This is a genomic window from Coleofasciculus sp. E2-BRE-01 (assembly GCF_040221695.1).
GTDB lineage: Bacteria > Cyanobacteriota > Cyanobacteriia > Cyanobacteriales > Coleofasciculaceae > Coleofasciculus.
Genome location: NZ_JAVKEA010000033.1, coordinates 1 through 24008, shown reverse-complemented (window position 1 = coordinate 24008; position 24008 = coordinate 1). Strand labels below are relative to the sequence as shown.

The window sequence follows — 24008 nt, the reverse complement described above, 5'->3', positions numbered from 1 at the left end:
CTTATATCAAATAGCATTTCCTGTTTGAGTCTCGCGTGCTTGCTGGAAACGATCCAAAATCTCTGGAATAAAGGGTTCGCTATCCATGGGTTTTGTCTACTATTTTACGACGGATATTCAAAAAGTAGGGGGATTTAATTGAAGTAGAGTTAGGCGCGATCGCACAAATATTAAGGAATGGCAAGCGCCCTTAATACTCTGGGTTATAGCTATAGAATTGGGTTGGTTATGAATCATGAGATGTTGGGTTTCCTGAGTCAACCCAACCTACAGCGATGAGCGATCGCACTGATTAATTTATGCTGGTGAATGTTTTGCCTCAAGCTTTTCAATCCCTTGATTTAAATGAGGTTCAACCCGCAATTCTAAACGATATCCGCTAGGCTTTCCTGTTCCGTAATTAACTCCTTCTCTCTATCACTGTAAAACTGTTGAGTCATTCGCTCGTAGTGCTGGCAGAGATTCGACTGTTGGAGAACATAGTCAACGATTGAGCTTTTATAAGGTGGCTTAATGAAAGTACCAATGTAAGCATAAGCCGTTGCATCTAAAGTCGTCGGTTGCTCTCCCATAAAAAATGGTTTATCCGTTAGAAAATCTGAGAGGGCTTGAAAATCAGCACAGATAATCTGGATAATTTCCTCATTGCTATGACGAGCCATACCATGACCATACATTTGAGAGCAAACACTTTCACGTATCCCTTCGACAAACGGTTCCCATTCTGCTTTTGACACCTCAGTTGGGAGTAAAGTTGCTAACACCTCGCGATAGCCTCGCCAGTTTTCTTCCATGTTGAAGCGAATGTGGATACCCCCCCAGTAAATGTTTTCTTTGATCATCCGACGGAAAGCAAGGGAGATGGCTCGCTCGGTGCAGGTCAAGTTAGCATCGAGATCGATTCCTTCTGCTTGCTTGAGCATCTCGATGATTAAGGTGGAATCGCCGAATAGCTTTCCTTGATAGTTAATGAATGGAATTTTACCCTTTGGGGCTATGGCAAAGTTTTGTGCTGTCACGATCACTGCTTGGTAAGGAATCTTTGCCATACGCAGCCAAGTTTCCAGCTTCATACAAGGTGGGCTAATGCTTGGCAATCCCCAGAACGATTGTGCGGTGTATAAGGTAATCATTGATATCGAAAACGATTTGACTGAAATGGCTCTAAAAAGGGTGCGATCAGTTTTTTCATAGTGGGAAGCCTAGGTCTGCTTCACCGGCTGAAGATGAACGCGATCGCACTTTTATTATTGTAGGTTGGGTTGAGGTTGCTTAAACCAACACATCTAGTTATAGTGTTAGAGCTACGTCTGATTGACTACTGAATGCATATTTATAGTATTGTGTCAACTATGTTTTGCACTGACTGATACTATAAGATATTGCTATGGGGATCAAAGGCAACATCTGGCATAAATGCTATTTTGGTGCTAATGGGATGAGCCGCTTGCGCGATCGCGTAGTTATTGACTGACAAACAACTGATCCACTAATTTTAGATTTATTTGAACAACTAAGGTCATAAAAGGTTACAATCAAGCTTGTGTAATTCAAGCCTATATTTACCCGGTTTACCTGGCATATTATTTGTGGCAGGTAGTTGATTAAATGTAGGTTTTTCAATTAAATTAGAAGTTTCGTGCAATCAAACACAGTTCTCAAGCAGGCAACGATTACAGCCTCATCCACTCCTAAAGAAGAGTTACCCTTTACTCTTCAAGACTTGAAAGCGGCAATTCCCGCCTACTGTTTTGAACCCTCTGTTTGGAAGTCTCTAAGTTACTTTTTTCTAGACATTGGCATCATCGCTGGATTTTATGCCATCGCCTATAAACTAGATTCCTGGTTATTTTTCCCCATCTTTTGGGTACTGCAAGGAACTATGTTTTGGGCGTTGTTTGTGGTGGGTCATGACTGTGGTCATGGCTCTTTTTCTAAGATTAAATGGCTGAATAACCTGATTGGACATCTGTCTCACACTCCCATCCTGGTGCCCTTCCACGGGTGGCGGATCAGTCACAGGACTCATCACGCCAATACCGCTAGCCTGGAAACAGATGAAAGCTGGTATCCGGTATCTCAGAGTAAGTATGAGCGGATGCCATGGTATGAAAAGCTATTCCGCTTTAATTTACCATTGCTAGCTTATCCCCTCTATCTATTTAAGCGATCGTCTGATCGCAAAGGTTCCCACTTTTTGCCCAGCAGTCCGTTATTCCGTCCCTCAGAAAAATGGGATATTGTCACCAGTTCTACCCTCTGGATATTAATGGTTACCTTTTTAGGTGGACTGACGTTTCAGTTCGGTTGGCTATTTCTGGTGAAGTATTACCTGGTTCCTTATGTGGTGTTTGTAATGTGGCTAGATTTAGTCACGTTCCTGCATCATACTGAACCGGATATTCCCTGGTATCGGGGAGATGATTGGTATTTCCTGAAAGGGGCATTATCAACGATTGATCGGGATTACGGCTTTATCAATCCCATTCATCATAATATCGGGACTCATGTGGCGCATCATATTTTCTTGAATATGCCCCACTATCACTTGAAAACGGCAACCGAGGCAATTAAGCCAATGTTAGGCGATTATTATCGCTGCTCAAACGAGCCGGTTTTGAAGAGCTTTATTCGTTCTTACTGGGCTTGTCGTTTTGTTGCCGATCAAGGATCTCCGGTTTACTACGAACCTGCCATAATTCGCGCTCGAACTAAAGACTAGAAGGCGGATTTATTCCATTTGACTAGCCTCTTGTTAGGTAACCTGTAGAGACGTTGCATGCAACGTCTCTACAATCTAGAAAGCAAAATCAGTTTTGTCGTTCACCGACTAAAACAGTACCCTTTTTCCCTCGCGTAATCCGTAATTCCTCATCCAGATAAAGCCGTTGATCAGATGTCCTGGTTTATTAATCTTCCTTTAATCGTTCCAAGAATACCTGATAATTCTGAGACTGAGAACCAAATACATAGTCGGGTGACGTAATTGTCATATCTGTCCCCCCCGCCTTTCTCAGATGATTAACCGCCGCCAGTAACATGTTTTGCTCAACGACAATGGTTACCGCATACCAATCCTTTTCTTCATTAGAATAAACCTGGGCAATCGTGGGTCCTCGTAACCCAGTTAACCCGCTTAATTCACTATGATTGACCAAATAGTTGCCAATCTCATCGGCTGACTTACCGCGAACATTCGCCGTGATTGAGACATATTTTTTGGCATTCAGATTTGCCTCAATTAATTCCAAGATGGTTTTAGTTGTATCCAGTTTCGTGGGATCGTCTTGGAGGAGGCGTTTATTGCCAATCAGACAAGCTTGAGACTTCAAAAGTGTCCCACCAGTAATCCGCTTCAAGCGGTTTTCTCGCAGGGTGGTTCCGGTACTGGTGACATCGGCAATCATGTCCGCATAACCCATACTGGGCGCGGCTTCCATGGCGCCTTGGACGGAAACGAGGGAAAAGTTGACAATTAGCTTTTCATACAACCAATCACGAGTCAGATTGGGATATTTTGTAGCAATTCTGAGGTTTTTTCCTTTTTCTTTAAATAGAAGCGTGAGTTCGGCTAAATCTTCAATCGAGGAGACATCTACCCAACTTTCGGGAACGGCTAATACCAGTTCGCATTTACCGTAACCCAAACGGTCATGAATAACCACCACATTATCATGACCCACGCCTTCTTCACGGACTACATCATAGCCAGTAATTCCTAGGTCAACGCTACCTTCTTCAACTTTGGTGAAAATATCAGCCGCCCGTTGGAAAAGTACATTAATTTGAGGGAGTGAAGGAATCGAGCCGAAATATTGGCGATCGCTGGGTCTAAAGACGCTCATTCCACAGGCTGACAGGAGGCTGCTTGTCGAGCGTTCCAGCGCTCCTTTACTGGGGAGAGCGAGGCGAACGGGTGATTGGTAATTTGTCATTGGTGATTTGTCATTGGTCATTCGTCATTGGTCATTTGTGATACCCGCTTCTGAAAAAAAGCAAGCACCATCATTTGTCAAGTTATCCGGCTTAATTGATCATGAATATGCTTGGCGGCGTCGCTGACGGTTAGCTGCTGCTGTTCTCCGGAATCCATCTGCTTGAGTACAACATTTGACGCTTGTCGTTCCTCTGAACCCACGAGAATGGTGTAGGGAATGCCTTGTTTGTTGGCGTATTGAAAGTTACTGGAAACACTTTTGCCTCTAAGATCCATGGCTACAGCTAATCCCATCTGTCGTAACTGTTGGGCAACGCCAATGGCATAACCTGCATCATCTTGACTGACAGGAACAACTAAAGCATCCATCTGTCGCTGTACTTGCCAAACTCTGCCCTCGGCTTCTAGGGCTAATCTTAGCCGTTCCATCCCGTAGGAAAAGCCAGTGGCTGGGGTATCTTGGCGTCCGCCGAAGGTTCCCACTAAATCATCATATCGACCACCGCCGCAGATTTGTCGCTCCTGCTTGCCTGCGCCATGATAAATTTCAAAAATCATGCCTGTATAGTATTGCAATCCTCGGCTAAGTCCTAAATCCAGGCTAATTTGACTAGAATCTAGATTGTAGAATTCTAATGTCTTAATAATCTCACGCAGTTGTTCAAGTCCAGCATCATCAATGCCATGGGAACAGAGGAGTGTTTGGGCTTCTTTTAAGACTTCCGTGGGTTCTCCTACCAGTTGTCCCAGTTGACTCATAAACTCTAGCGCCTTACTGACTCTCTCAGTTTGATCTTGGCGTTTTATTTTGGTCAGCAGGCGATCAACAATCTCTTGGGCGTCGCGATTACCCGCCAATTCAATGTTCATGCTGTCTAGGAGATCCAGAATCGTAGTTTGGGCGTCGGATTCTGCCATTCCCTGAAAGAGTTGACTCAACCGTTGGCTGTGGACTGTTTCCGGGTTCGTTTGTTCTGGATTGAGTTGGGGGTTAGAGGTATAGAGGGCAAAGGCGGGATAGATATCACACAAACGTTGTTCAACGGCGGATTTGCCTTCCTTGCGTAAAATTTCCATATTGGTGAGTAGGAAGCTACGCAGGCGACTTTCGATCTGGAGGTTATCCAGAAATTTAGAGATTACACCAATATGACCCAGAACGATTCGATACCCGCTTAATCCTAAGCGATTTAACCCTTGAGATGCGATCGCAATAATTTCGGCATCTGCCATCGCCCCAGTCGCGCCAATCAGTTCAATCCCCATTTGGTTAAACTGGCGGTAGCGTTCCTTCTGGGGGCGTTCGTAGCGGAAGGCGGAACCCGCATAGTAGAGGCGAATGGGTTGGGGAACGCCTTGCAGGTTGTCTACATAAGCGCGGACAACCGAGGCGGTAAATTCAGGGCGCAAGCAAAGGCGGCGGTTGCGGTAGATGAAGTCATAGAGACGGGGGGCGATTTCTTCACCGGATTTCCTTAAATACAGTTCTGTATATTCAATCAGTGGCACGTCAATTGGACGATAGCCGAAGGATTGGAAGCATTGGCGCAGGGTATCTTCAAGTTGTTTAGTGATGGCGTAATCATCGGGCAAGACATCGTTGACGCCCCGCACTCGTTCAATTTTGGTTGTTCGCATTTTGGTCATTTGTCATTTGTCATTTGTCATTGGTCATTTGTCATTGGTCATTCGTCATTTGTGATAATTGAACGGTTAGGTCGGGGCGGGTTTAGTTATATCAGGGTAACACCAAAGGTTAACGGTAAAACCCGCCCCTACAAAAGATATTTCATCGGAACGTCTCTGCTTCCCCTGCTCCCTCTGCTTCCCCTGCTTCCCCTGCTTCCCCATCTCCCAGACGTAGCATGCTACGTCTCTACATCGCTTCTTTAACGTTTACCGATAAATGGGTAGGGTAAAGTGGAAACAGCCACCACCTTTACCTTTAGTAGGGCAATCGACCCAGATGCGACCATAATGGGCGCGGATTATGCGTTGACACAAGGATAAACCAATCCCGTACCCGTCCTCGCCTTGATCGCGTTTGAGTCGGAAATGATTCTCAAAAATGCGATCGCTATTTTCTTCCGGGATACCCGGACCTGTATCATAGACCGAGACTTGAACTTTTTGGGTGGTGCGGTGCAGCATCGAAACCTGAATTTTACCCCCTTTTGGTGTGTATTTGTTGGCATTGTCTAGCAGATTGACGATGACTTGACGCACCAACTCACTATCGGCATGGACAGGGGGTAAATCCTGGGGAATGTCTGTTTCCACAATCTGGGATTTGAGTTGGAACGACTCCTGCATTTGATTGAGAATATCTTGACACAAGGGTCCTAAAGCCAGTTTGCGGGGTTTAACGTAAAAGTCGGCGTTGCTGCCTTTGGCAGCTTGCAGGATTTCCGTAATCATGCGATCGATGGTACGGAGTTGGATACGCGCTTGTTCCAATAACCGGGCTTTTAGAGTGGGCGTCAATTCAGAACGAGGGGATTGACTGGGGTTGTTTTGACCTAATTCCAGGGTATCTATGGCAATGGATGCGGCGGTTAAAGGGTTGCGGATGTCATGGGCTAACATGGACAAAAGTTGGTCTTTAAAATGGATATTTTCCCGCAGTGCTGTGTTTTCTTGGTTGAGGCGAAAAATTTCGTCAGTGAGTTGAATCACTTCGACGGAAGATGCCATGGAAGGTTTGGCGGATGAGCCATTCTCACTGGAGATATCCCTGTTAGCGGATAAGATCATCTGCTGGGTTAACTCGGCTTTATAGTCTTCGAGACAGCGTTGCCAGCGTGACCAACAGCTCTTCAACTGTCCTACTAAATTCGTTCCCGCTAGGGTTTGCCGGGGTTGGGGATGAATCTTTAGCAGGGCTGGAGTGGCTACAATTTTAAAATGTTCGGCTAAATAGGGCTGTTCTCCCACCTTCACAATCATCAGTTCAAACGGATAGTCCTGTTTCAAGGACTCCAGATAGTTGCGGATGTGATGGATATGTTTCCGGGAACTGGGGCGCTCATCGACAAACAGCAAAAGCTGTAAGGTGGCTTCCCCATCCGGAGAGTTCTCATGAGCGACCTGCATGAAATTGGGTGTTAGCACTCTTAACTGGGGCAATTATAGGAGAACATTGGACTTGACTGCCTAGGGCTGGGGGGGTCTTTGCTTCCTTATAATTTAATCTCTATTTTAGATTTTCCGCAAAACTAAACGGTTTGCCAGGTGTATCCATACCTTTTCGTCCTAAAATTTTGAATGACTGTTGCTAACTAAAGCCTGATTGACAGGCAATTTCGAGATATTTTCCTGAATTCTCTTTCGGGCGTGTGGTATAGCAACCGTCAAGACGGTTAGGACGTAGACTAAAGATGTTATCGTAATCAGCTAGCTGTGTACTCTCTTTGCCCAAACCCACTTACAATCACTGTTCACAGATGCAAGACTCATCAAAGAAGTCGGCTCAGGACTCAACTACAAGCGCAAAGGACTTCCATCCCTTTTGGGACAAGTTCTGTTTGCAAACGTCAGAGAAGTTCTGGTCAACAGCCAAGACCGACTCGTCAGGTTGGGTCTTGACCTCATCGAGTGGCTCTCTCAGCCAAAAGACGGCGAACTCGTGGTTCTCAACCGATGCGACCCGTCTAATGAATGAGAAAGGGTTGAGGATATCCTTGCCATCGTCCACGTCTTCAGTTGCCGATTGTACGGAAAAAGGAAGTACAAGTCTCTTATCAAGGAAGATTCGAGTTTACCCAGAGATAGCACTAGCTAAGACCTGGTTCCAATGGATGTCGGCGGCACGATGGTGTTTTAATCAAGCCATTGCCATACTTAAGACCCAAAGAATTGGTAAGTACGACTTAAGGAAAACGGTTATGAGCTTGGCTCCAGAGTGGGTAAATCAAACTCCATACAACCCACGTCAATTGGCTGTATTTCAAGCTTATGAGGCACATAAAAGCGCCAGAAGCTCAGGGGGAGACGCCAAGTTTCGCTCAGTACGTGAACCTGTGAAATCTATCCGCTTTCAAAAAGACAATTGGAAAAAGGGAACGTTTTACCCGACACAGACCAAGGGGTTAGAGTTCAAAGCAAGTGAACCAATTGTCGAAAAAATGTACCATGAGCCGACCTTGGTACTAGACAGAGGACGATGGTTTATCTGCTACGCCATAGACGTGCCTAAACCGGAACCCCTGAACAGTCAGCTAGCCATTGCCCTTGACCCCGGCGTCAGAACGTTTTTAACCGGGTTTGATGGCTCCGAAATCTGGGAAATTGGCAAGTATGATATGGGACGCATTTACCGATTAGCTTGCCATCTTGACAAGTTGATGTCTAGAGTCGGTCTATCCAAGGGGCGGCAATTTAAGCGTCTACGGTATCGGTTACGCAAGGCGGCACAAAAGATACGAGTCAAGATTCGTGACCTAGTTGATGAACTACACAAGAAAGCAGCCAACTATCTATGTACCAAGTACCATCTGATATTTCTGCCCGGGTTCGAGGTGAAGAACATGGTCAAGAGGGGCAAGAGACGACTAACAACCAAGACAGCGCGAAAACTGGTTACATGGTCACATTATCGTTTTAAGATTTCGTTGAAGCATCAAGCAGCTAAATATGGCTGTGTTGTAGTAGACGTAACGGAAGAGTACACCAGTAAGACTTGCTCAAAGTGTGGTAACATTCACACAAAATTAGGAGGCAACAAACAGTTTGTTTGTCCCTCCTGTGGTCACGCAATTGGGCGTGATATCAATGGCGCTTTCAACATTCTGTTGAAGGCTTTGAGAGATACCTCCACGTCGGGAGTGATAGCCTCATTCCAGATTGTGCCCTACTCAGAAACTTCCGGCAATTGCCAGATTTTTCCGGGTTAAATGTATCTGTAAACCTCCCGGGCTATCCTAAACTTTTTATTAGCAATTCACGACTTCTATTCACTATGGCTATCGGCTACGTTGCGCTCGTCCTTCACGCCCATCTACCTTTTGTGCGGCATCCAGAAAGTGACTATGTTCTGGAAGAAGAATGGCTATTTGAAGCCATCACCGAAACTTACGTCCCCCTCCTGCATGTCTTTGAAGGGTTAAAGCGGGATGGGGTGGACTTTAAAATCACCATGAGCATGACACCCCCTTTGGTGTCGATGCTAAAAGATCCTCTGTTGCAAGAGCGCTACGACAAACATCTAGCTCTACTCGAAGAGTTAGTTCAAAAGGAAGTCGAGCATAACAAACATAATGGTCACATCCGCTACCTCGCTGAACATTACGTTAACGAGTTCAGTCGAATTCGCCAAACCTGGGAACAGTACCAGGGTGACTTGATAACCGCATTTAAACAATTTCTCGACAGCAACAACCTGGAAATCATCACTTGCGGCGCTACTCACGGCTATTTTCCGCTGATGAAGATGTATCCCCAAGCTGTTTGGGCGCAAATTCAGGTGGCTTGTGAGCATTATGAGCAAACCTTTGGGCGTCCCCCGAAAGGGATTTGGTTACCCGAATGCGCCTATTACGAAGGGGTGGAACGATTACTCGCCGATGCAGGCTTACGCTATTTCCTCACCGATGGTCACGGGATCTTGTATGCCCGTCCCCGTCCCCGGTTTGGCACTTACGCTCCAATTTATACGGAGACAGGAGTCGCGGCATTTGGGCGAGATCACGAGTCCTCTCAGCAGGTGTGGTCTTCGGAAGTAGGATATCCCGGTTCACCCGAATATCGGGAATTTTACAAGGATTTAGGCTGGGAAGCCGAATACGAGTACATTAAGCCCTATATTATGCCCAATGGGCAGCGCAAAAATACAGGAATTAAATATCACCGGATCACAGGTCGCGGATTAGGATTAGGGGATAAAGCGTTGTATGACCCCTATTGGGCGCGAGAAAAAGCGGCTGAAAATGCGGCTAACTTTATGTTTAACCGGGAACAGCAGGTGGGTCATTTGGCGGGAATTATGCAGCGTCCGCCGATTGTGGTGTCTCCCTATGATGCGGAACTGTTTGGTCATTGGTGGTACGAGGGACCGTGGTTTATCGATTATCTGTTCCGCAAGTCTTGGTATGACCAGGGAACTTATGACATGACTCACCTGGCAGACTATTTGCAGGATAATCCCACCCAGCAGGTTTGTAAGCCCTCTCAGTCAAGTTGGGGGTATAAAGGATTCCATGAATATTGGCTCAATGAAACCAATGCTTGGATTTATCCTCACCTGCACAAAGCAGCGGAACGGATGATTGAGTTAGGGCGTCGCGAACCCGCTGATGAACTGGAATGGAAAGCCCTCAACCAAGCGGCGCGAGAGGTACTCCTGGCGCAGTCATCGGACTGGGCGTTTATTATGCGGACGGGAACCATGGTACCGTATGCTGTCCGGCGGACGCGATCGCACTTGATGCGGTTTAATAAGCTGTATGAGGATATCAAAATCGGTAAAATCGACAGTGGCTGGTTAGAAAAAGTCGAGGAAATCGATAACATCTTCCCCAAAATTAACTATCGGGTTTATCGTCCATTGTAAAGATTGGGGACAAGGGGAGGGAGTAGAGACTTAGCATGATACGTCTCGTCTCTACTTCGGGGCGGGTTTAGTCGCATCTAGGTGAGAGAATAAACGATAATAGTGAAACCCGCCCCTACACGCCAACCAGATTTCCTTGCTCAAGGGTGGCGAAGGGTCACGCGCTTATGCCCTCGCGCCAAAACTCAAAACTATCCCCTCTGCATCCCCTTGGCACTATAACGACGGTTTTGATCAGCTTCAACCATTTGACAATCCTCACAGAGCCCAAAAAATTCTAGGGTATGATAGTAAATCTGAAAGTGGTGGTTATCTTGTAACTGGGTCTCTAAATTGTGGACAGGACATTCCTCGATGGGAATTGATCGCCCACAATTGAGACAGGTGAGATGGTGTTGATCCTGCAATAAACTGTAGAGGGATTCGCCAGTGGCTAGAGTCCGCATTTGTACCACTCCTTCGAGTTTCAAGGCATCGAGAGAGCGGTAAACTGTGGCTAGACCCATACCTTGCTTCTGTTTGCGTAACTCGATATGAATATCCTGGGCAGAGACAGCACGATTTAAGGTTTTGAGCAACTTTAAAATTCGTTCTTGAGAACGGGTGCGTTGGGCTTTCATAGATTTAGGGGTTAATCGAGGAAAAAGGATATGGACTATTGGGGATTAGTAATTCAAAATTTAAACCTAACAAGAAATCTGTAACCGAGGCTATGATCAACTGAGTACCCAGGGACTCTGGGGGAAAGAAATTGGCTGTCAAGTCGGGCTGTCGGGGGCATGAGACCTAGATAAGTGGCGTAGGGCAGCAATGTCTAACAGCGATGATGGAAGCCCACACCAAATCAAAGATTATGGTGTGGGAGGATGTCACATTAAGGTAATCTAAAACCATTCGGGGGTGCTTGTGAATCATCAGTATAAGGCTCGAATTTATGTTACACTGCGACCTTCTGTATTAGATCCGGCTGGCGTGGCAGTCGAGTCCGGGATTGGGCAACTCGGCATCGCGAATGTTAAGCAGGTACGCATCGGCAAGTATATTGAGTTAATGCTGACAGCGACGGATGAAAACCAAGCCAGTGAGCAACTCGATCGCATCTGTGACCAACTTTTGGCGAATCCGGTGATTGAAAATTATCAATTTGATTTGGATGAAGTACAGGTACAGTTAGGGGTATCAACATGAAATTTGGTATTGTGGTTTTTCCTGGCTCAAACTGCGATCGCGATGTTGCTTATGTCACCCAGGATTTGCTCAACTGTCCGACTCGGATGGTTTGGCATGAAGAAACGGATATTTCTGATCTGGATGTGGTTGTATTACCCGGTGGCTTTAGTTATGGCGACTACCTGCGCTGCGGCGCGATCGCTCAGTTTTCGCCGATTATGTCCCATGTGATTGCCCACGCCAAACAGGGTAAGTTTGTCCTGGGTATCTGTAACGGCTTTCAAGTCTTAACCGAAACCGGGTTATTACCGGGGGCATTAGTCCGGAATCGAGATCTCCATTTTATTTGCGATCGCGTTCCCTTGAAAATAGAACGCACTGACATTCCTTGGACTTCAGCTTACGCCAGGGGAGACATGATCACACTGCCCGTGGCTCACGGTGAAGGACGCTACTACGCCCATACAGACACCCTGAAAGCCCTCGAAGATGGAAATCAGATTGTCTTTCGTTACGCCAATTCCAGTGGTGAAATCGACGAAACCAGCAATCCGAACGGTTCAGTGAACAACATTGCCGGAATATGCGATCGCACGGGTAAAATATTGGGGATGATGCCTCATCCCGAACGGGCATCTGACCCTTTGTTGGGCAGTGCTGATGGAATCAAATTATTTCACGGATTATTAGCGTTCATGAGTGAACAGCGACTCCAACCCGTCTAACCAAGTTTCTTTATGCTCTCTGAAATCGTAAATTAAATTCAATACTCCTAGAAAGCCAGTGACTTCAGACAATCCCAACACCGGCTTGCCCATCAAACCAATCCGCTACCGAGATTGGTTAATTAGCACGAAGATGATTGACAGACGGTTGTGGTTACGTTGGCAACACCCTCATGAAAATTTTGCTCGCTATAGCTATCCAGTGACGGAGCGAGGGTTGACCGATTCGCTTCGTTATGCTAGACATCTGATTGATTTAATTATCGAGTTAGAAGAAGCGGAGTCAAAAGCCGCTTCATCACGAGAGTAAGTACACCTTGGTAGAGGCGGGGGAAGCAGGGGAAGCGGAGGGAGAAGTTATTCTCCGTAAATTGTCACAATAACTTGGCGGCGACGCGGTTTCACATCGCATTCTAGGTGAAAGATTTGCTGCCAAGTGCCTAATTCTAACCTGCCATTTTTAAGGGGTACGGTGAGAGATGGTCCTAGCCAAGTGGCTTGCAGATGAGAATGTCCGTTACCATCATGCCAGGTTTGCTCATGTCCGTAATCCCGACTAGGTGGAATCAGTTTATTTAACAGTTCCGGTAAATCCCGTTCCAATCCTGGTTCAAACTCGATTGTGCCAATGGAGGCGGTACTGCCAATATTAAAGACATGAACCATTCCGGTTTGGATACCAGAGTGTTTAACAATGGCATTGACTTTATCGGTTAAGTCATGCATATCACCATTCTTATCGGTGGCAAGTTGAATGTAGTCTTGATGAACAGCCATTATGTTGATGTGAATCACTATTTCCTATTTAAGCAGGATAGGAGAAGATCGTCATTTGTAATTTGTCATACTCCAAACCAGATCTCTGATTTCTTAAAGAAGTCGGGGATCTCTGTCCCTTACTTGACAACTATAAAAATGAGATAAAATTTAATATCCCCAGGAGTTCAACCATGTTATTAGAACTTAATCGAATCACTGTACCACCAGGACAACGGGTGTTGCTCTCAAATATAAGCTGGCAGGAATTTGAGACGATTTTAGCAGATTTAGGCGAACATCGTGCCGCTAGAGTGGCGTATGATAATGGAACTCTGGAAATTATGACACCATTGCCCGAACATGAAAGTCGGAAAGAACTCGTTAGTGATTTACTCAAAGCACTTCTGGAAGAATTAGAGATTGAATTTTGCACCTTGGGTTCAACGACTTTCAAAAATGAGGCGATGATTAAGGGGATAGAACCGGATAACTGTTTTTATATTCAAAATGAAGCAGCGGTTCGGGGAAAAGATCGCATTGATTTAACCATCGATCCACCTCCGGATTTAGCGTTAGAAATTGATGTCACCTCTCGCACGCATCCGAGTATATATGCTGCTTTAGGAGTGCCTGAACTGTGGCGGTTTGAAAAAGGAAGGTTACAAATTAACGTGCTGCGAGAAGGGAAGTATAGTCCGTCTGAAGTTAGCCCCAACTTTCCTAACTTTCCACTTATTGAGGCGATTCCCAAGTATCTCAACCAATGTCGGAGTGTGGGTAGAACTAAAACAATGAAGGCATTTCGCGCTTGGGTAAAAGGCTAGAGACGTAACAGGGAGTATCTCAGTCTCACCCATCGCCTTGGGTTAAAACTCAAGGAACCCAAAGTGCAAGTCATCTTTAGACGCCTGCATCTCTAGTTTTAGTCCACTTGAGTGGACTTTAGCTATAAGCCAAGAACTTGAGTTCTTGGCGGGTGTCGAGGCTGACTGACAAGGGTATAATACCAAATCCGCCTTTATTACCCCCTTTTGCCAAGGCGATTGAAATCGCTGCTATACAAACATAGGCGAAGCCTTCCCGAAGGGTAGTCCGCCTGCGCGGACTGGGTTATAACGGGGGTAGCTAACCCGGATTTGGTATAAGATATCAGTTTTAACCGGACGCAAGCTTTTAGTCCGAACTTTATAATTGTCAGTGCTACGTCTGGAACAGGATTAACTGTCCGTTTGAATCCGTAAGGTTAAACGCACTGTATCCATTAACCATTGAGGAACCCGCCAACTTAAAAGCGATCGCTTAATTACATCAATGACAACGGCTTCATTGAGGCTAGAGGCATCCTCATCCCATAATACCCGCACCACACGCCCTTTACGCACTGGAAACTCAAACACAAGTTCACCACAGTATCCCGATGGTAAAATCACCTGTTGCAGGTGTTGCGTGAGTAGGGTAGCACTTGACTTTTCTAATCCGGTAACGCTGAGAACTTGCAGGTTGGTAATGGTTTCATCCAGAACCGGGGGAGATGCGGTAGGAGTGATATCAACATCAGTACAGTTAAGGAGTGGCTGTTGGATGGAATCACCTACAACCGGAGAAGACGCCCCATTAGTCGTGAGTGAGGGTGGCAAACCAGAATTGCCTCGCGATCGCCTGAATTTAAGTCCGAGGAAACGCATGGGAGATTGATCGAATATTCCTTCATAGGATACCCCTTCTGGCACCTCAACGGGTACAGAGACACAAATTCCTTTCCCTTGCGGATCAGTTCGGATTTGTTCACTGACGGCAACAAACGCTGTATAGGGGGCTAAAATCTGATAGGTTAAAGCCGTTTCGATGATTCCCTCAACCTGTGCCTTCTTCTCACAGTGCCACATTTGATTCATCAAATCTTTGATTCGCGCCCGCCCCCACAACTGCGCGATCGCACAATTACCCTCTGAATCAAATCTCAGGTGAAATTCCTGTTCATAACGCTTACCCCCGGTAACGGTTCCGGTAATTTTAAGAATACCCGTCTGTTCCGGATGAATCGGAGAAATGCGCCCAAATAAAACTAAGGGTTGTTGGGTAAACAAATCGGGAGGACTTGTCGGATAAATCATCGCCTCTCCCATTCCTTGCCACTCAACATTTATATTCGTAAGAACGGGATTATTGATGTGGCGCAAGAATTTTTCAGTGACGTCCTGAGTTGACTCATCCTGACGCACAATTCGCGATGTTCCTCGCCCTAATTCAGCCATCCGATTTAAGAGAAACCGATTGGGCGAACTGCCAACGCCAAAACTATATAAACGATTTCCGGGTTTGAGATACTGTTTAACCTCTGCCAAAATTTCTGATTCGTTACCAATATAACCATCAGTAATTAATACAATACTGCGTAAACGTCCTTCGGGTGCAGGGGGAAAATTTAAGACAGCGCGAATTCCATTGAGTAAATAAGTGCCGCCATTTGCCTTTAATTGATTGATATACGTGAGGGCTTTAATCCGATTTTGGGGTGTATTGGCTAAGGGTTTAGCAGACAATTGGGTTGTGATATCGGAAAAATCAAGAATCGTAAACGTATCCTGCGGATTCAAACCCTGGATAAATCGGCGCATGAGTTCCTGGGATTTGCGGAAGGGATCACCTTTTTGAGATCCTGATGTATCGATGAGAAAAACCACATCTTTGGGGACAATTTCATGATCGGAATAATCCACCGCCGGAATCAAATAGAGGGCGAAATGACCGCCGCGTGTATCCGATTGCGTCAGTACCGTCGCCTGAGTGCGATCGCCTGCCACTTGATAGCGTAAAATCAGGTCTTTGTTGGGAATGGTGTCCTCTTCCCCCAGGAGTACGCGCACCACTGTTTCCTCATGTTCCACTTTGATCTGGTGCGAGGGGGAATTAATGTTGGAAATGGGAACCCCAGCGTCAATTTCCACGGTGATCCGAATATCATGTCCAGAACGGGTACTGGGTGGGATAATCGTAGGCATAATCCGTGACGCATCCGCCACGCGATCGCTATCCCCCGTCTCATCAATGGGAATCCCTGGACAAAATCGGGGTCCTACCACCATCGGGAAGACAAATTCGCATTCACCGCCACTAAATTTCAGGGTATCAGTATAGCGAATCGTGACATCAATTCGTTCTCCGGGTTTAATATTGACTAAAGATTGAGTAAAAATATTATCCCGTTCTTGTTCTAATAATCCTGCGGTTCGTCCCTCTTGGCGGGCTTGTTCGTAAATTAGCTGCGCCTCTTCCCGTTTTTTAATCCCCCCTTTAATCACGCGATCGCCCAGTTTGATTTCCATCTCATCCACAACTGCCGCATCTGGCAAAGGGAAGATATAGATAGCTTCTAAGGGTTCCCGGAAGGAATTTTCAAAGGTTTGCGTTACCTCGACGCGGGATAAATTCCCCGCCACTTTAGCCAGCACTTGCGTATGCTTCAAGGGGAAAACCAAAGCGTGTTCCCCCGTTTTGGTGTATAGTCCACCAAGGGGTTTATGAGAGCGGAGCGTTGTATTCATAACCATGAGTGCATCTTTCACCAATGAGGGGCATTTGTAATAAATGCTACTGTTTAATTTTGGCGTTTCAGGAGCAGTTGACCCCTTATGCTAGCGTTAGTGGTTTTTGTACATCCAGAGAAAATCAATAAATATAAAGGATGAGGAGTATACCCGGATTTCTCCCGTATTGACCACAGTACCACCCAGCAGGGTTAAGGTTTGACCTTCCAGCACCTCCAAATTGCCAGCATTAATAATACTTCCCGGTTGCATCGAATCAAACGCAAACTGACTCGGTGTACCACTTAAATTCGAGTAGTCATTCTCACCAAACCCATTGAACCAATACCCGTTCTCAAACCCCACACCCGTCGCCGTTGTCAGCGTAAACGCCGCCGGAACATTAATTTGAGTCTCTGAACCCAGCACCCAACCCGCCGGATTCATCAACACTAAATTAGAGTTACCCCCCATAACCTGAATTAAACCATTAATCTGGGAGGCATCACCGCCAACAATTCGCCCGATAATATGCTGAATCGTAGGATTCGATAAAAAATTGGCAATCTGACCCGAATCTAAGCCAAACTGCTCAAAACTGTGGAACAGATTTGCCCCATCTCCCGAAAACGTGCCACCGTGGATATCGAAGCGGTTTCCATCCGGTGTTACCATCGTCCCCGTGCCATCGGTTGCTGGAGTAATGGATTGAGCATAGGTAGAGGAAGGAGCGAACATTCCTGCCAACAAGAGAAGCAGAAAAGTCCAAACCGGGCGAACTTTAGGATAGGGCATGGTTCAATAACCTTTTACGCTCTCTAACGAAAAGTTTCCCCCATAAACTGACTTTTTTTGCCAAACGACCAAAAAACTTAACAAATCCTGCGTCTTCTTCTCTAGAGGCATCATTGTAGAGACGTTCCATCTGACGCAGAATCGCTTATCCTTAGAATCAGAATAATCCAATTTCCTCAAACCGAAACCGATGAGTCTGGTCATACCGAATGACATCCTCGAAGCCACCAAGATGACTAAGGATGAACTAAAGCTAGAGATTGCCATCATGCTGTACAAACAAGAAAAAATCAGCAGTGGCAAAGTCCGCGCCTGGACTGGGCTGACCGTAATTGAGTTCCAACACGAATTAGGGAAACGAGGACTTTGCATCAACTATGATGTAGAAGATTTTCAGTTGGATATTCAAACCTTGCAGTCAATGGGCTTACTATGATTGTTGTCAGTGATACTTCACCCATCACCAATCTGGCAGCAATTGGTCAGCTCGATTTATTGCGGCAACTCTATAAAACCATCATTATTCCGCAAGCTGTTTATGATGAAATGGTGGCAGTGAATAAAATTGTTCCTGGCGCAGTTGAAGTACAGTCTCTATCTTGGATTCAGACTAAGACAGTCGCTGATGTTCAAAGAGTGACAGACATTCAAACTAGCCAGAACAATATTGATTTGGGTGAAGCCGAAGCAATCATTTTGGCGCTGGAATTGAAAGCTAACTTACTCCTGATGGATGAGCGGCGTGGTAGAGCGTTGGCAACTAATTATGGACTCAATGTAACTGGATTGTTAGGCGTTCTACTACAAGCTAAACAGAATGGTTTCATTCCCACGGTTAAGCCTTTGATAGATCGGTTGATGGGAGAGTTGGATTTTCGAGTAAGTAGTCAGTTGTATGCAACAATTCTACAAGCGGCAGGTGAGTTACAAACTTAACTCATATTGACAAGTTGTTATACCCAATCTAGGTTAACTACCCATTCTTGCCTAAGCTGTCATGCATTTAAATTGGGAATGGGTAGCGAGCAAGATGCTCGCATTACAAGGATTTCTCCATTATTGACTCGTCAAGGAAGTCTGGTAACTGTTAACAATGCCAAAAATTTTCATATTTCCGAATCTAGTCAAAAAGCTTTTATTGATTTAATTAATGTGCTTGAGGATGATGAATATTTAGTTCTTTGTCTGGATAAGATAACAAGCTCAAACTGATTTGAGATCGCTCCAGCATCAAAGTAATGAACAAAAGCGTCAGTTCCAGTTAACTTTCCACATCCGTATCAATTTCTACGTCGAGGGTGTCTTCATCAATCCGGACATACAAAATATTCGGTTGACAACAAACCTGGCAATCCTCAACATAAGATTGCTGAGAGCCTGCACTAATATCAATAAAGGTGATATTGGCTTCGCCACAGTAGGCGCAACTGTATTCTGCTGTATTTTCCATTATGACGACTGATAACGTATAGATAAGTTAGGGGTGAGATAGGGCGGGTTTTGTTGTTCCGTTATTGGTGACTATCGAAATTTAGTGGCTAAACCCGCCCCTACAATTTCCTAAACCCGCCCCTACCATTGATCTATGACTGATGATTTCGTTCCCAGAGTTGATGAAGAATTTGGACATGAACCTCGCGAGTAATCGGATAAAAATAGCTAAAAACCAAACCGCAAAGTAATATCAATGTCGGTAACGGACCAATAATCATCCGGATAGCAAACAACGCCGACTCCGGTTGTACAGGATTGGGTTCTCCTGCCACACTGGAAATAAACCCAGCCCAGTCGAGTATTTTCCCCACTAAAAAGAGAGCGATCGCAAACCCCATTTTCTGAAATAATACCATGAACCCATAGAAAATTCCCTCCCGTCGTTGTCCGCTGTTGAGTTCATCGAGATCCACAACATCAGGTAACATTGACCAGGGAATCAGATAAGCCGTAGCAATACCAAATCCTGCCAGTATAGCCAAACCATAGAGTAAACCAACTTGACCCGGTTGCAAGAAAAATAACCCAGCTTCCGCCAAAATTAACAACGGCATCCCGATTAAATAAACCGCTTTTTTCCCCAGCCGCTTACTCACGAAACTCCAAATAAACATCATCATCAGCGCCGTTCCTTGCACCGCGATCGCGACTTGGGTAAAGTGGTGATCGGGTAATCCCATCCAGTTAATTACAAAGTAGGGCAAAATCGCGGCAGTAATCTGTACCCCTAACCAAGAACAAAGATAAATACCCATGACATACAAGAAGGGACGATTGGCAAAAATATAGCCAATTTGCGATCGCCAGGGTAAAGATGGGCGTACAGGCGCATTCACTGTCTCTGGTTCTTGCTGATTGAGGACAACCCAATGAGTTCCTAAAACACTGACATAGGCAGATACAACAGCGCAAGTGGCACAGACAATTCCTAACACTAAATATTTTTGGCTAGGGTGTTCCACTACAGAAAAGATAACTTGAGCCAAGACTAATGCTAGAATCGCGCCACCGACAGAAAATGCAGATTTAAAACTAATCAAGCTAGTCCGTTCATGATAATCTTGAGTCAGTTCGGGAGCTAGGGCAGAGAAAGGCAGCAAGACTGATGTAAATGCGGCATAAAATAGAACCCCTAAAACCCCGTAGTAACCGAATAAAGCCTGCTGATTCAATGTGGCATCCTGACTAAACGTCGGCACAATCCACAGCAACATAAAAAAGAGTCCCAAAGGAACCGCCCCACACACAATCCACGGATACCGCCGTCCCCAAGGTGAACGGGTGTGATCACTAAGCCAGCCAATCAGCGGATCATTAATCGCATCCCAGGCTTTGCTAATCAGCATCACAGTACCCGCTTTACTCGCACTAAGTCCAGCGATATTCGTGAGAAAAAACAAGAAGAAAAAGGATAAAATATTACCAGGAATCGCGGCTGATAACTCACCCACTCCATAGGTAAACTTGGTGGTAAAACGCAGCGTTTTAGTATCTGGCTTCGGTAAAGCGGATGAGGGAGACTGATCCATAGCGTCAACTTTAGAGTTTGTAGTAAGCGCTTTAGCGCTGATCTCTCATGGACTGACAACAAAGCCAAAGCCTTATTATTAGTACCTTATACCGTGTAGACTACCTACTTTCCAAGTAGCGTATCACCTCGTAAGGTTTATGGCACTTTAGTGCCTACTACGAACGGAACGAATGCGATCGCCTGATCAATTATGTCTGACAATTTTGCTTCCCCTGACATCCCAGAGGATATGCTGAATTATAGGTACGCGATCGCGTACCTCCCACACGCTGAAAACGCCAGTAACGCTCAGTAGCCTTTGGAGACTGCCGTTGTGCTTAGCATCAGAATCCTCATCTAGAAACTTTGCTTTAGATGGGATGCGTTCAAACTCCTAAGCTTTCCACAGGTTATACTGATCTATTGTTGCTGCCGTAGTAATTTAACTCAGGACAGCATAACTGAGTTTTCTGTTGATGTTAAAACGAGAGTTAAAAACTACTAATCGTAAGGATTTATGACTATTTTGGATTCTAAAGGTCGTCTTTTTGGTAAAATCAGCATTCTTGATCTAGGGGCTGCCTTGGTCATTTTATTAGTGATTGTGGGAATCTTTTTCATTCCAGGTACAGGTTCCGTCGCCCAGATACCTGGAAGCAGCGCCGAAAAATCTGTTGAAGTTGATTTGATTGTTCGAGGGTTGAGCGTGCGTAAGCCAGAGGATTTGATGTCTCAATTTAGAGCAGAAAAGAAAACAAATATCGTTATTCGTAATCAACCCTCTGGTCAGGTGGACATCATATCGGTACAAGAATTGCCAAGACTAGTTATTATACCTCAACCCGATGGCTCGGCTAAAGCACTACCCGATCCTAGACCTGACACCTTTAGCACTGATATACTAATGACCCTCGGTGGTCAAGCCACTATTACCGATGATGGTCCGGTTCTGGGAAATAGCAAGCTTAAAATTGGAACGCCTGTGGAATTAGAGGGTAAGGATTACAATTTCAACGCTAGCGTGATTGATGTCAGGGTTGACGATTAGAGCTTGATTCACAGGTAATTTCTAGATATTTCCCGAAAAACATCCTATCTAGCCAAAAACCACAGCCGGATAGGAATAGAAAATTTCCACCGACCTACTTCATAGGGAACAGTGAACAGGGACAAGGAACAGGAAATAGGATAAACAACTGTTTCTTGATTCCTGACAATGTTTGGATAGGTAAGTTTAGCCTTAAGGACAAATGACCAATGACAAATGACCAATGACAAATGACCAATGACAAACTCTTAATCGCCTATCATTTCCTCTGAATTCAGCATCTTCAAATACTTTCGGATTAAACCAATCGTGACGGCTGGTAATTCGAGCTGAGGAGTCAATCCAACATCCTCAAGAGTTTGAAAGACTTGAACGGCTTTCGGATTGAGAGCCGCCAGTCGCTTGCCGAGTTCTGGGCTGGTAAATTCCGATTTTTGTCCCCAGATAATTGCTGTGGGAGTGGTCAGTTGAGTAATGTACAGCGATAAGTCAAAGCACAAGTCTCCCCGGACAAACGACAGTGCTGCATATTCAGCATTGGGTTGTTGAGCTGAGGCTAAATAAGCCTCCACAATTTCTGAGTAAATTCGGCTCGAACGAGCAAATTGCCGACTTTCCAAGAAACTGCGGATACCGCCTTCAGTGGCGACGCCAGTGCTGTAGAGGATGCGATCCAGAATCGGTGTGCTGATTAACTGAGCAAAAAAGCTACGTGTGTAGTCTTCCCCGAAATCAGAGAGTCCTGATGGAGTGGTAAGAATCAAAGACTTAAACAGTTCAGGACGTGCGATCGCAGCTCGGATTGTCAAAGCGGCGGTTAGAGACGAAGCAACCACTGGTGTTCCTTGAGGACAGGTTTGCTCTAGGAATTCATTAATCGTGGTGATGTAGTCATCAATCTGATAATTGCGTTCAGGATGCTCTGAACGACCCCAACCGATGAGGTCAGGGGCTAAAATTCGATACTCACTGGCAAATGCCGGATAGACCTTTGACCACTCATACGCTGATGACCCACCCCCAAAGCCATGCAAAAAGACTAATGTTGGTCGTTCTTCTGGCTCAGGGGTTTCTGGGCTTTGCCACGGCATGTCGTCAGCCGTGTAGTATGTCATGCGTCCCAGTGAGGTCACTAAGGAGTGCTGTTTAAAACCGTTGGGTTCAATCATATCTCAACTTTATCGCTATTGCTATCATCCCTGATTCTAGGGTCGAGAGCCTCTGACTTTAAGTTGATTCCCTTAACCCGGAATCCTAGGTCAACGTGAGTCAATCTTTGAGAAAGGCGTTAAAATCATAAGTTTTGAACTGAGGGAACTTTTCTCAATATTATTTCATCGGAGGATTTTATGTGAGTGGACGTTTACACACAAAAGGGTACAAACTCATATCAGTAATCACCTAAAAAACACTTGTAGTTTTGAGTGAGACGGTTTCAGGGAGCATCATTGCGGCTGAGTTTCAATTTGAGCATAACCCGCCTGTAGACGAGATTTGCAAGCAGAGCGGAGATATCTGGTGATTTTGAGAGCAGGAGATTTGAGCGGTGCTTGAAACCTAAAACTTGACATTTTTTCTAGGCTTATAGAGTTATAAGCTTTCCGGTGTTCGATCTCATCAATTTATTTATTTGTTGTTTAAAATCTGTTATAACAATGCAATGCAATTTACAGTTACAGGAAATTATAGATGATAACTTCATCAAGTCGCAAGCGGCGATCGCTTCTCCTGCCTGGGATATAGCTGAATATGAGTCGAGTTTACTCGTGATAAGACCGAAGAGTGTCTGCCTTAATTTGGAAGCTTTAACCTGTTTTGAAGTGGTAGAGCATCAATTTCACCAGTTTGGAGTGACATTTAAAAACGCGATCGCTCTACAGCCATCAAACCCTGCCTATCCTCCCCGCTCTGGTACAATAGTACTCATGGCGGCACCTAAAAGCGGTTGGCTAGAAGCAACGTTTTTGCAGCCGATTGCTCGGTTCTGCTGCTACGTCATCAGTTCCCAGCGAACGATCATGTCTGCTTACGACTCCCAAGGTATGCTTATTGATCAAGTGACGACTCAACCCAATTTAGCTGGATCAGATTCATCTACACCTCCCAATACCCAGCTACAGATTAATGCGCCGAATATCTCTCGCATCACATTCTATGCCTTTGACGGTCAACTGACCCTAGATGACTTAAGTTTTGAGTGTTGAGTGTTGAGTGTTGAGTTTTGACCTTAATTTTTGCGTCCCCTGAATCCGGACAAGGGCGGGTTTAGTTCAGTTATCGGTTTGTGCCAAAACGTTATGGGTAAAACCCGCCCCTACAGAATCGGCTGTATTCCCATCTCCCCCTGCTCCCCCTGCTCCCCCCGCCTCACAAGGGTAGGTTTTTTACCTGGACGGTATAATGGAGGTAAGACTTGGAAGACCTGGAGGGAAAGTGGACAAGGAAGAAGACCAAAAAAGCATCAAAACTCATGAAGATCTAATTATTTATCAAAAA

General features: G+C 45.4%; 23 protein-coding genes and 1 pseudogene. 12 read left to right on the top strand and 12 right to left on the bottom strand.

The features are described 5' to 3' along the window. Nucleotides 1–365: 365 nt before the first annotated feature. Nucleotides 366–1133: a glutathione S-transferase family protein gene (locus tag RIG66_RS03735; protein WP_446375342.1), complete on the bottom strand. Its 768-nt coding sequence runs from the start codon at nucleotides 1131–1133 to the stop codon at nucleotides 366–368. A 506-nt stretch (nucleotides 1134–1639) separates the two neighbouring features. Here RIG66_RS03735 and RIG66_RS03730 point away from each other — a divergent pair. Further along, on the top strand, nucleotides 1640–2722 hold the full coding sequence (locus RIG66_RS03730; RefSeq protein ID WP_446375340.1) for a DUF3474 domain-containing protein: 1083 nt from the start codon (nucleotides 1640–1642) through the stop codon (nucleotides 2720–2722). An 88-nt stretch (nucleotides 2723–2810) separates the two neighbouring features. Here the strand turns inward: RIG66_RS03730 and RIG66_RS03725 are convergent. The 4 genes and pseudogenes from RIG66_RS03725 to RIG66_RS03710 form a co-directional block, all read right to left on the bottom strand. Continuing rightward, nucleotides 2811–2885 (bottom strand): annotated as a pseudogene (locus RIG66_RS03725) (PAP/fibrillin family protein); the annotation flags it as partial. Nucleotides 2886–2909: 24 nt separating this feature from the next. Further along, the gene (gene hisG, locus RIG66_RS03720; RefSeq protein WP_446375338.1) at nucleotides 2910–3935 is read right to left on the bottom strand and encodes an ATP phosphoribosyltransferase; all 1026 of its coding nucleotides are present in this window, start codon (nucleotides 3933–3935) and stop codon (nucleotides 2910–2912) included. A 77-nt stretch (nucleotides 3936–4012) separates the two neighbouring features. Further along, nucleotides 4013–5584: an ATP phosphoribosyltransferase regulatory subunit gene (hisZ, locus tag RIG66_RS03715; RefSeq protein WP_446375336.1), complete on the bottom strand. Its 1572-nt coding sequence runs from the start codon at nucleotides 5582–5584 to the stop codon at nucleotides 4013–4015. A 249-nt stretch (nucleotides 5585–5833) separates the two neighbouring features. After that, nucleotides 5834–7030, bottom strand: coding sequence for a histidine kinase (locus RIG66_RS03710; RefSeq protein ID WP_446375334.1), 1197 nt, complete (start codon nucleotides 7028–7030; stop codon nucleotides 5834–5836). A 587-nt stretch (nucleotides 7031–7617) separates the two neighbouring features. Here RIG66_RS03710 and RIG66_RS03705 point away from each other — a divergent pair. Continuing rightward, nucleotides 7618–8829: an RNA-guided endonuclease InsQ/TnpB family protein gene (locus RIG66_RS03705; protein WP_446375332.1), complete on the top strand. Its 1212-nt coding sequence runs from the start codon at nucleotides 7618–7620 to the stop codon at nucleotides 8827–8829. Nucleotides 8830–8894: 65 nt separating this feature from the next. Beyond that, complete coding sequence (locus RIG66_RS03700) at nucleotides 8895–10484, top strand: glycoside hydrolase family 57 protein (protein ID WP_446375330.1); 1590 nt, start codon at nucleotides 8895–8897, stop codon at nucleotides 10482–10484. A gap of 191 nt (nucleotides 10485–10675) precedes the next feature. On the opposite strand, the gene RIG66_RS03695 is transcribed toward RIG66_RS03700, so the two are convergent. Then, nucleotides 10676–11104, bottom strand: a complete 429-nt coding sequence (locus RIG66_RS03695; protein WP_446375328.1) for a Fur family transcriptional regulator — start codon at nucleotides 11102–11104, stop codon at nucleotides 10676–10678. A gap of 286 nt (nucleotides 11105–11390) precedes the next feature. Here RIG66_RS03695 and purS point away from each other — a divergent pair, with 286 nt between their 5' ends. Genes purS through RIG66_RS03680 form a run of 3 tightly spaced genes read left to right on the top strand, consistent with a single transcriptional unit; the run spans nucleotide 11391 to nucleotide 12689 of the window. Next, nucleotides 11391–11672, top strand: a complete 282-nt coding sequence (gene purS, locus RIG66_RS03690) for a phosphoribosylformylglycinamidine synthase subunit PurS (protein WP_446375327.1) — start codon at nucleotides 11391–11393, stop codon at nucleotides 11670–11672. Then, nucleotides 11669–12379 carry a phosphoribosylformylglycinamidine synthase subunit PurQ gene (gene purQ, locus RIG66_RS03685; RefSeq protein WP_446375325.1) on the top strand — a complete coding sequence of 237 codons (711 nt, stop codon included), beginning with the start codon at nucleotides 11669–11671 and terminating at the stop codon, nucleotides 12377–12379. The genes purS and purQ overlap by 4 nt, the downstream gene beginning before the upstream one ends. A gap of 58 nt (nucleotides 12380–12437) precedes the next feature. Then, a complete protein-coding gene (locus RIG66_RS03680) occupies nucleotides 12438–12689 on the top strand; it encodes a hypothetical protein (protein WP_446375323.1) in 252 nt (83 codons plus the stop codon). A gap of 47 nt (nucleotides 12690–12736) precedes the next feature. Here the strand turns inward: RIG66_RS03680 and RIG66_RS03675 are convergent, their stop codons facing one another. Continuing rightward, nucleotides 12737–13156 carry a secondary thiamine-phosphate synthase enzyme YjbQ gene (locus RIG66_RS03675; protein WP_446375321.1) on the bottom strand — a complete coding sequence of 140 codons (420 nt, stop codon included), beginning with the start codon at nucleotides 13154–13156 and terminating at the stop codon, nucleotides 12737–12739. A 173-nt stretch (nucleotides 13157–13329) separates the two neighbouring features. Here RIG66_RS03675 and RIG66_RS03670 point away from each other — a divergent pair, with 173 nt between their 5' ends. After that, nucleotides 13330–13962 (top strand): Uma2 family endonuclease, encoded by a 633-nt coding sequence (locus RIG66_RS03670; RefSeq protein WP_446375319.1) that lies wholly within the window; start codon nucleotides 13330–13332, stop codon nucleotides 13960–13962. Nucleotides 13963–14355: 393 nt separating this feature from the next. Here RIG66_RS03670 and RIG66_RS03665 read toward each other — a convergent pair whose 3' ends face one another. Together RIG66_RS03665 and RIG66_RS03660 are read right to left on the bottom strand one after the other, a co-directional pair. Then, nucleotides 14356–16683: a VIT domain-containing protein gene (locus tag RIG66_RS03665; protein WP_446375317.1), complete on the bottom strand. Its 2328-nt coding sequence runs from the start codon at nucleotides 16681–16683 to the stop codon at nucleotides 14356–14358. Between the two features lie 96 nt (nucleotides 16684–16779). After that, on the bottom strand, nucleotides 16780–17460 hold the full coding sequence (locus tag RIG66_RS03660; RefSeq protein WP_446375315.1) for a two-partner secretion domain-containing protein: 681 nt from the start codon (nucleotides 17458–17460) through the stop codon (nucleotides 16780–16782). A 190-nt stretch (nucleotides 17461–17650) separates the two neighbouring features. Between RIG66_RS03660 and RIG66_RS03655 the strand changes: the two genes are divergently transcribed. The 3 genes from RIG66_RS03655 to RIG66_RS03645 all read left to right on the top strand — a co-directional run bounded on the left by RIG66_RS03655 (nucleotide 17651) and on the right by RIG66_RS03645 (nucleotide 18672). Continuing rightward, on the top strand, nucleotides 17651–17896 hold the full coding sequence (locus tag RIG66_RS03655; protein WP_446375313.1) for a UPF0175 family protein: 246 nt from the start codon (nucleotides 17651–17653) through the stop codon (nucleotides 17894–17896). After that, on the top strand, nucleotides 17893–18396 hold the full coding sequence (locus RIG66_RS03650) for a DUF3368 domain-containing protein (RefSeq protein ID WP_446375311.1): 504 nt from the start codon (nucleotides 17893–17895) through the stop codon (nucleotides 18394–18396). Before RIG66_RS03655 ends, RIG66_RS03650 begins: the two co-directional genes overlap by 4 nt. 78 nt (nucleotides 18397–18474) lie before the next feature. Further along, a complete protein-coding gene (locus RIG66_RS03645) occupies nucleotides 18475–18672 on the top strand; it encodes a hypothetical protein (RefSeq protein WP_446375309.1) in 198 nt (65 codons plus the stop codon). A gap of 49 nt (nucleotides 18673–18721) precedes the next feature. Here the strand turns inward: RIG66_RS03645 and RIG66_RS03640 are convergent, their stop codons facing one another. Both RIG66_RS03640 and RIG66_RS03635 read right to left on the bottom strand, forming a co-directional pair. Next, entirely contained in the window at nucleotides 18722–18910 is a 189-nt protein-coding gene (locus RIG66_RS03640) for a CPXCG motif-containing cysteine-rich protein (RefSeq protein ID WP_446375307.1), read from the bottom strand. A gap of 133 nt (nucleotides 18911–19043) precedes the next feature. Continuing rightward, nucleotides 19044–20483: an MFS transporter gene (locus tag RIG66_RS03635; protein ID WP_446375305.1), complete on the bottom strand. Its 1440-nt coding sequence runs from the start codon at nucleotides 20481–20483 to the stop codon at nucleotides 19044–19046. A 498-nt stretch (nucleotides 20484–20981) separates the two neighbouring features. Here RIG66_RS03635 and RIG66_RS03630 point away from each other — a divergent pair, with 498 nt between their 5' ends. Next, nucleotides 20982–21512 (top strand): DUF4330 domain-containing protein, encoded by a 531-nt coding sequence (locus RIG66_RS03630; protein WP_446375303.1) that lies wholly within the window; start codon nucleotides 20982–20984, stop codon nucleotides 21510–21512. Between the two features lie 248 nt (nucleotides 21513–21760). On the opposite strand, the gene RIG66_RS03625 is transcribed toward RIG66_RS03630, so the two are convergent. Continuing rightward, nucleotides 21761–22681, bottom strand: coding sequence for an alpha/beta fold hydrolase (locus tag RIG66_RS03625; RefSeq protein WP_446375301.1), 921 nt, complete (start codon nucleotides 22679–22681; stop codon nucleotides 21761–21763). Nucleotides 22682–23167: 486 nt separating this feature from the next. Between RIG66_RS03625 and RIG66_RS03620 the strand changes: the two genes are divergently transcribed. Then, a complete protein-coding gene (locus RIG66_RS03620; protein WP_446375299.1) occupies nucleotides 23168–23716 on the top strand; it encodes a hypothetical protein in 549 nt (182 codons plus the stop codon). Nucleotides 23717–24008 lie beyond the last annotated feature (292 nt).

Coding starts and splice junctions, on each gene's coding strand:
- RIG66_RS03660 (WP_446375315.1), bottom strand. CDS start 17,460: ATGCCCTATCCTAAAGTTCGCCCGGTTTGGACTTTTCTGCTTCTCTTG.
- RIG66_RS03670 (WP_446375319.1), top strand. CDS start 13,330: ATGTTATTAGAACTTAATCGAATCACTGTACCACCAGGACAACGGGTG.
- RIG66_RS03700 (WP_446375330.1), top strand. CDS start 8,895: ATGGCTATCGGCTACGTTGCGCTCGTCCTTCACGCCCATCTACCTTTT.
- RIG66_RS03665 (WP_446375317.1), bottom strand. CDS start 16,683: ATGAATACAACGCTCCGCTCTCATAAACCCCTTGGTGGACTATACACC.
- RIG66_RS03655 (WP_446375313.1), top strand. CDS start 17,651: ATGAGTCTGGTCATACCGAATGACATCCTCGAAGCCACCAAGATGACT.
- hisZ (WP_446375336.1), bottom strand. CDS start 5,584: ATGACCAAAATGCGAACAACCAAAATTGAACGAGTGCGGGGCGTCAAC.
- RIG66_RS03675 (WP_446375321.1), bottom strand. CDS start 13,156: ATGGCTGTTCATCAAGACTACATTCAACTTGCCACCGATAAGAATGGT.
- hisG (WP_446375338.1), bottom strand. CDS start 3,935: ATGACAAATTACCAATCACCCGTTCGCCTCGCTCTCCCCAGTAAAGGA.
- RIG66_RS03635 (WP_446375305.1), bottom strand. CDS start 20,483: ATGGATCAGTCTCCCTCATCCGCTTTACCGAAGCCAGATACTAAAACG.
- RIG66_RS03640 (WP_446375307.1), bottom strand. CDS start 18,910: ATGGAAAATACAGCAGAATACAGTTGCGCCTACTGTGGCGAAGCCAAT.
- RIG66_RS03735 (WP_446375342.1), bottom strand. CDS start 1,133: ATGATTACCTTATACACCGCACAATCGTTCTGGGGATTGCCAAGCATT.
- RIG66_RS03645 (WP_446375309.1), top strand. CDS start 18,475: ATGGGTAGCGAGCAAGATGCTCGCATTACAAGGATTTCTCCATTATTG.
- RIG66_RS03650 (WP_446375311.1), top strand. CDS start 17,893: ATGATTGTTGTCAGTGATACTTCACCCATCACCAATCTGGCAGCAATT.
- RIG66_RS03630 (WP_446375303.1), top strand. CDS start 20,982: ATGACTATTTTGGATTCTAAAGGTCGTCTTTTTGGTAAAATCAGCATT.
- purQ (WP_446375325.1), top strand. CDS start 11,669: ATGAAATTTGGTATTGTGGTTTTTCCTGGCTCAAACTGCGATCGCGAT.
- RIG66_RS03710 (WP_446375334.1), bottom strand. CDS start 7,030: ATGCAGGTCGCTCATGAGAACTCTCCGGATGGGGAAGCCACCTTACAG.
- RIG66_RS03625 (WP_446375301.1), bottom strand. CDS start 22,681: ATGATTGAACCCAACGGTTTTAAACAGCACTCCTTAGTGACCTCACTG.
- RIG66_RS03620 (WP_446375299.1), top strand. CDS start 23,168: ATGCAATGCAATTTACAGTTACAGGAAATTATAGATGATAACTTCATC.
- RIG66_RS03695 (WP_446375328.1), bottom strand. CDS start 11,104: ATGAAAGCCCAACGCACCCGTTCTCAAGAACGAATTTTAAAGTTGCTC.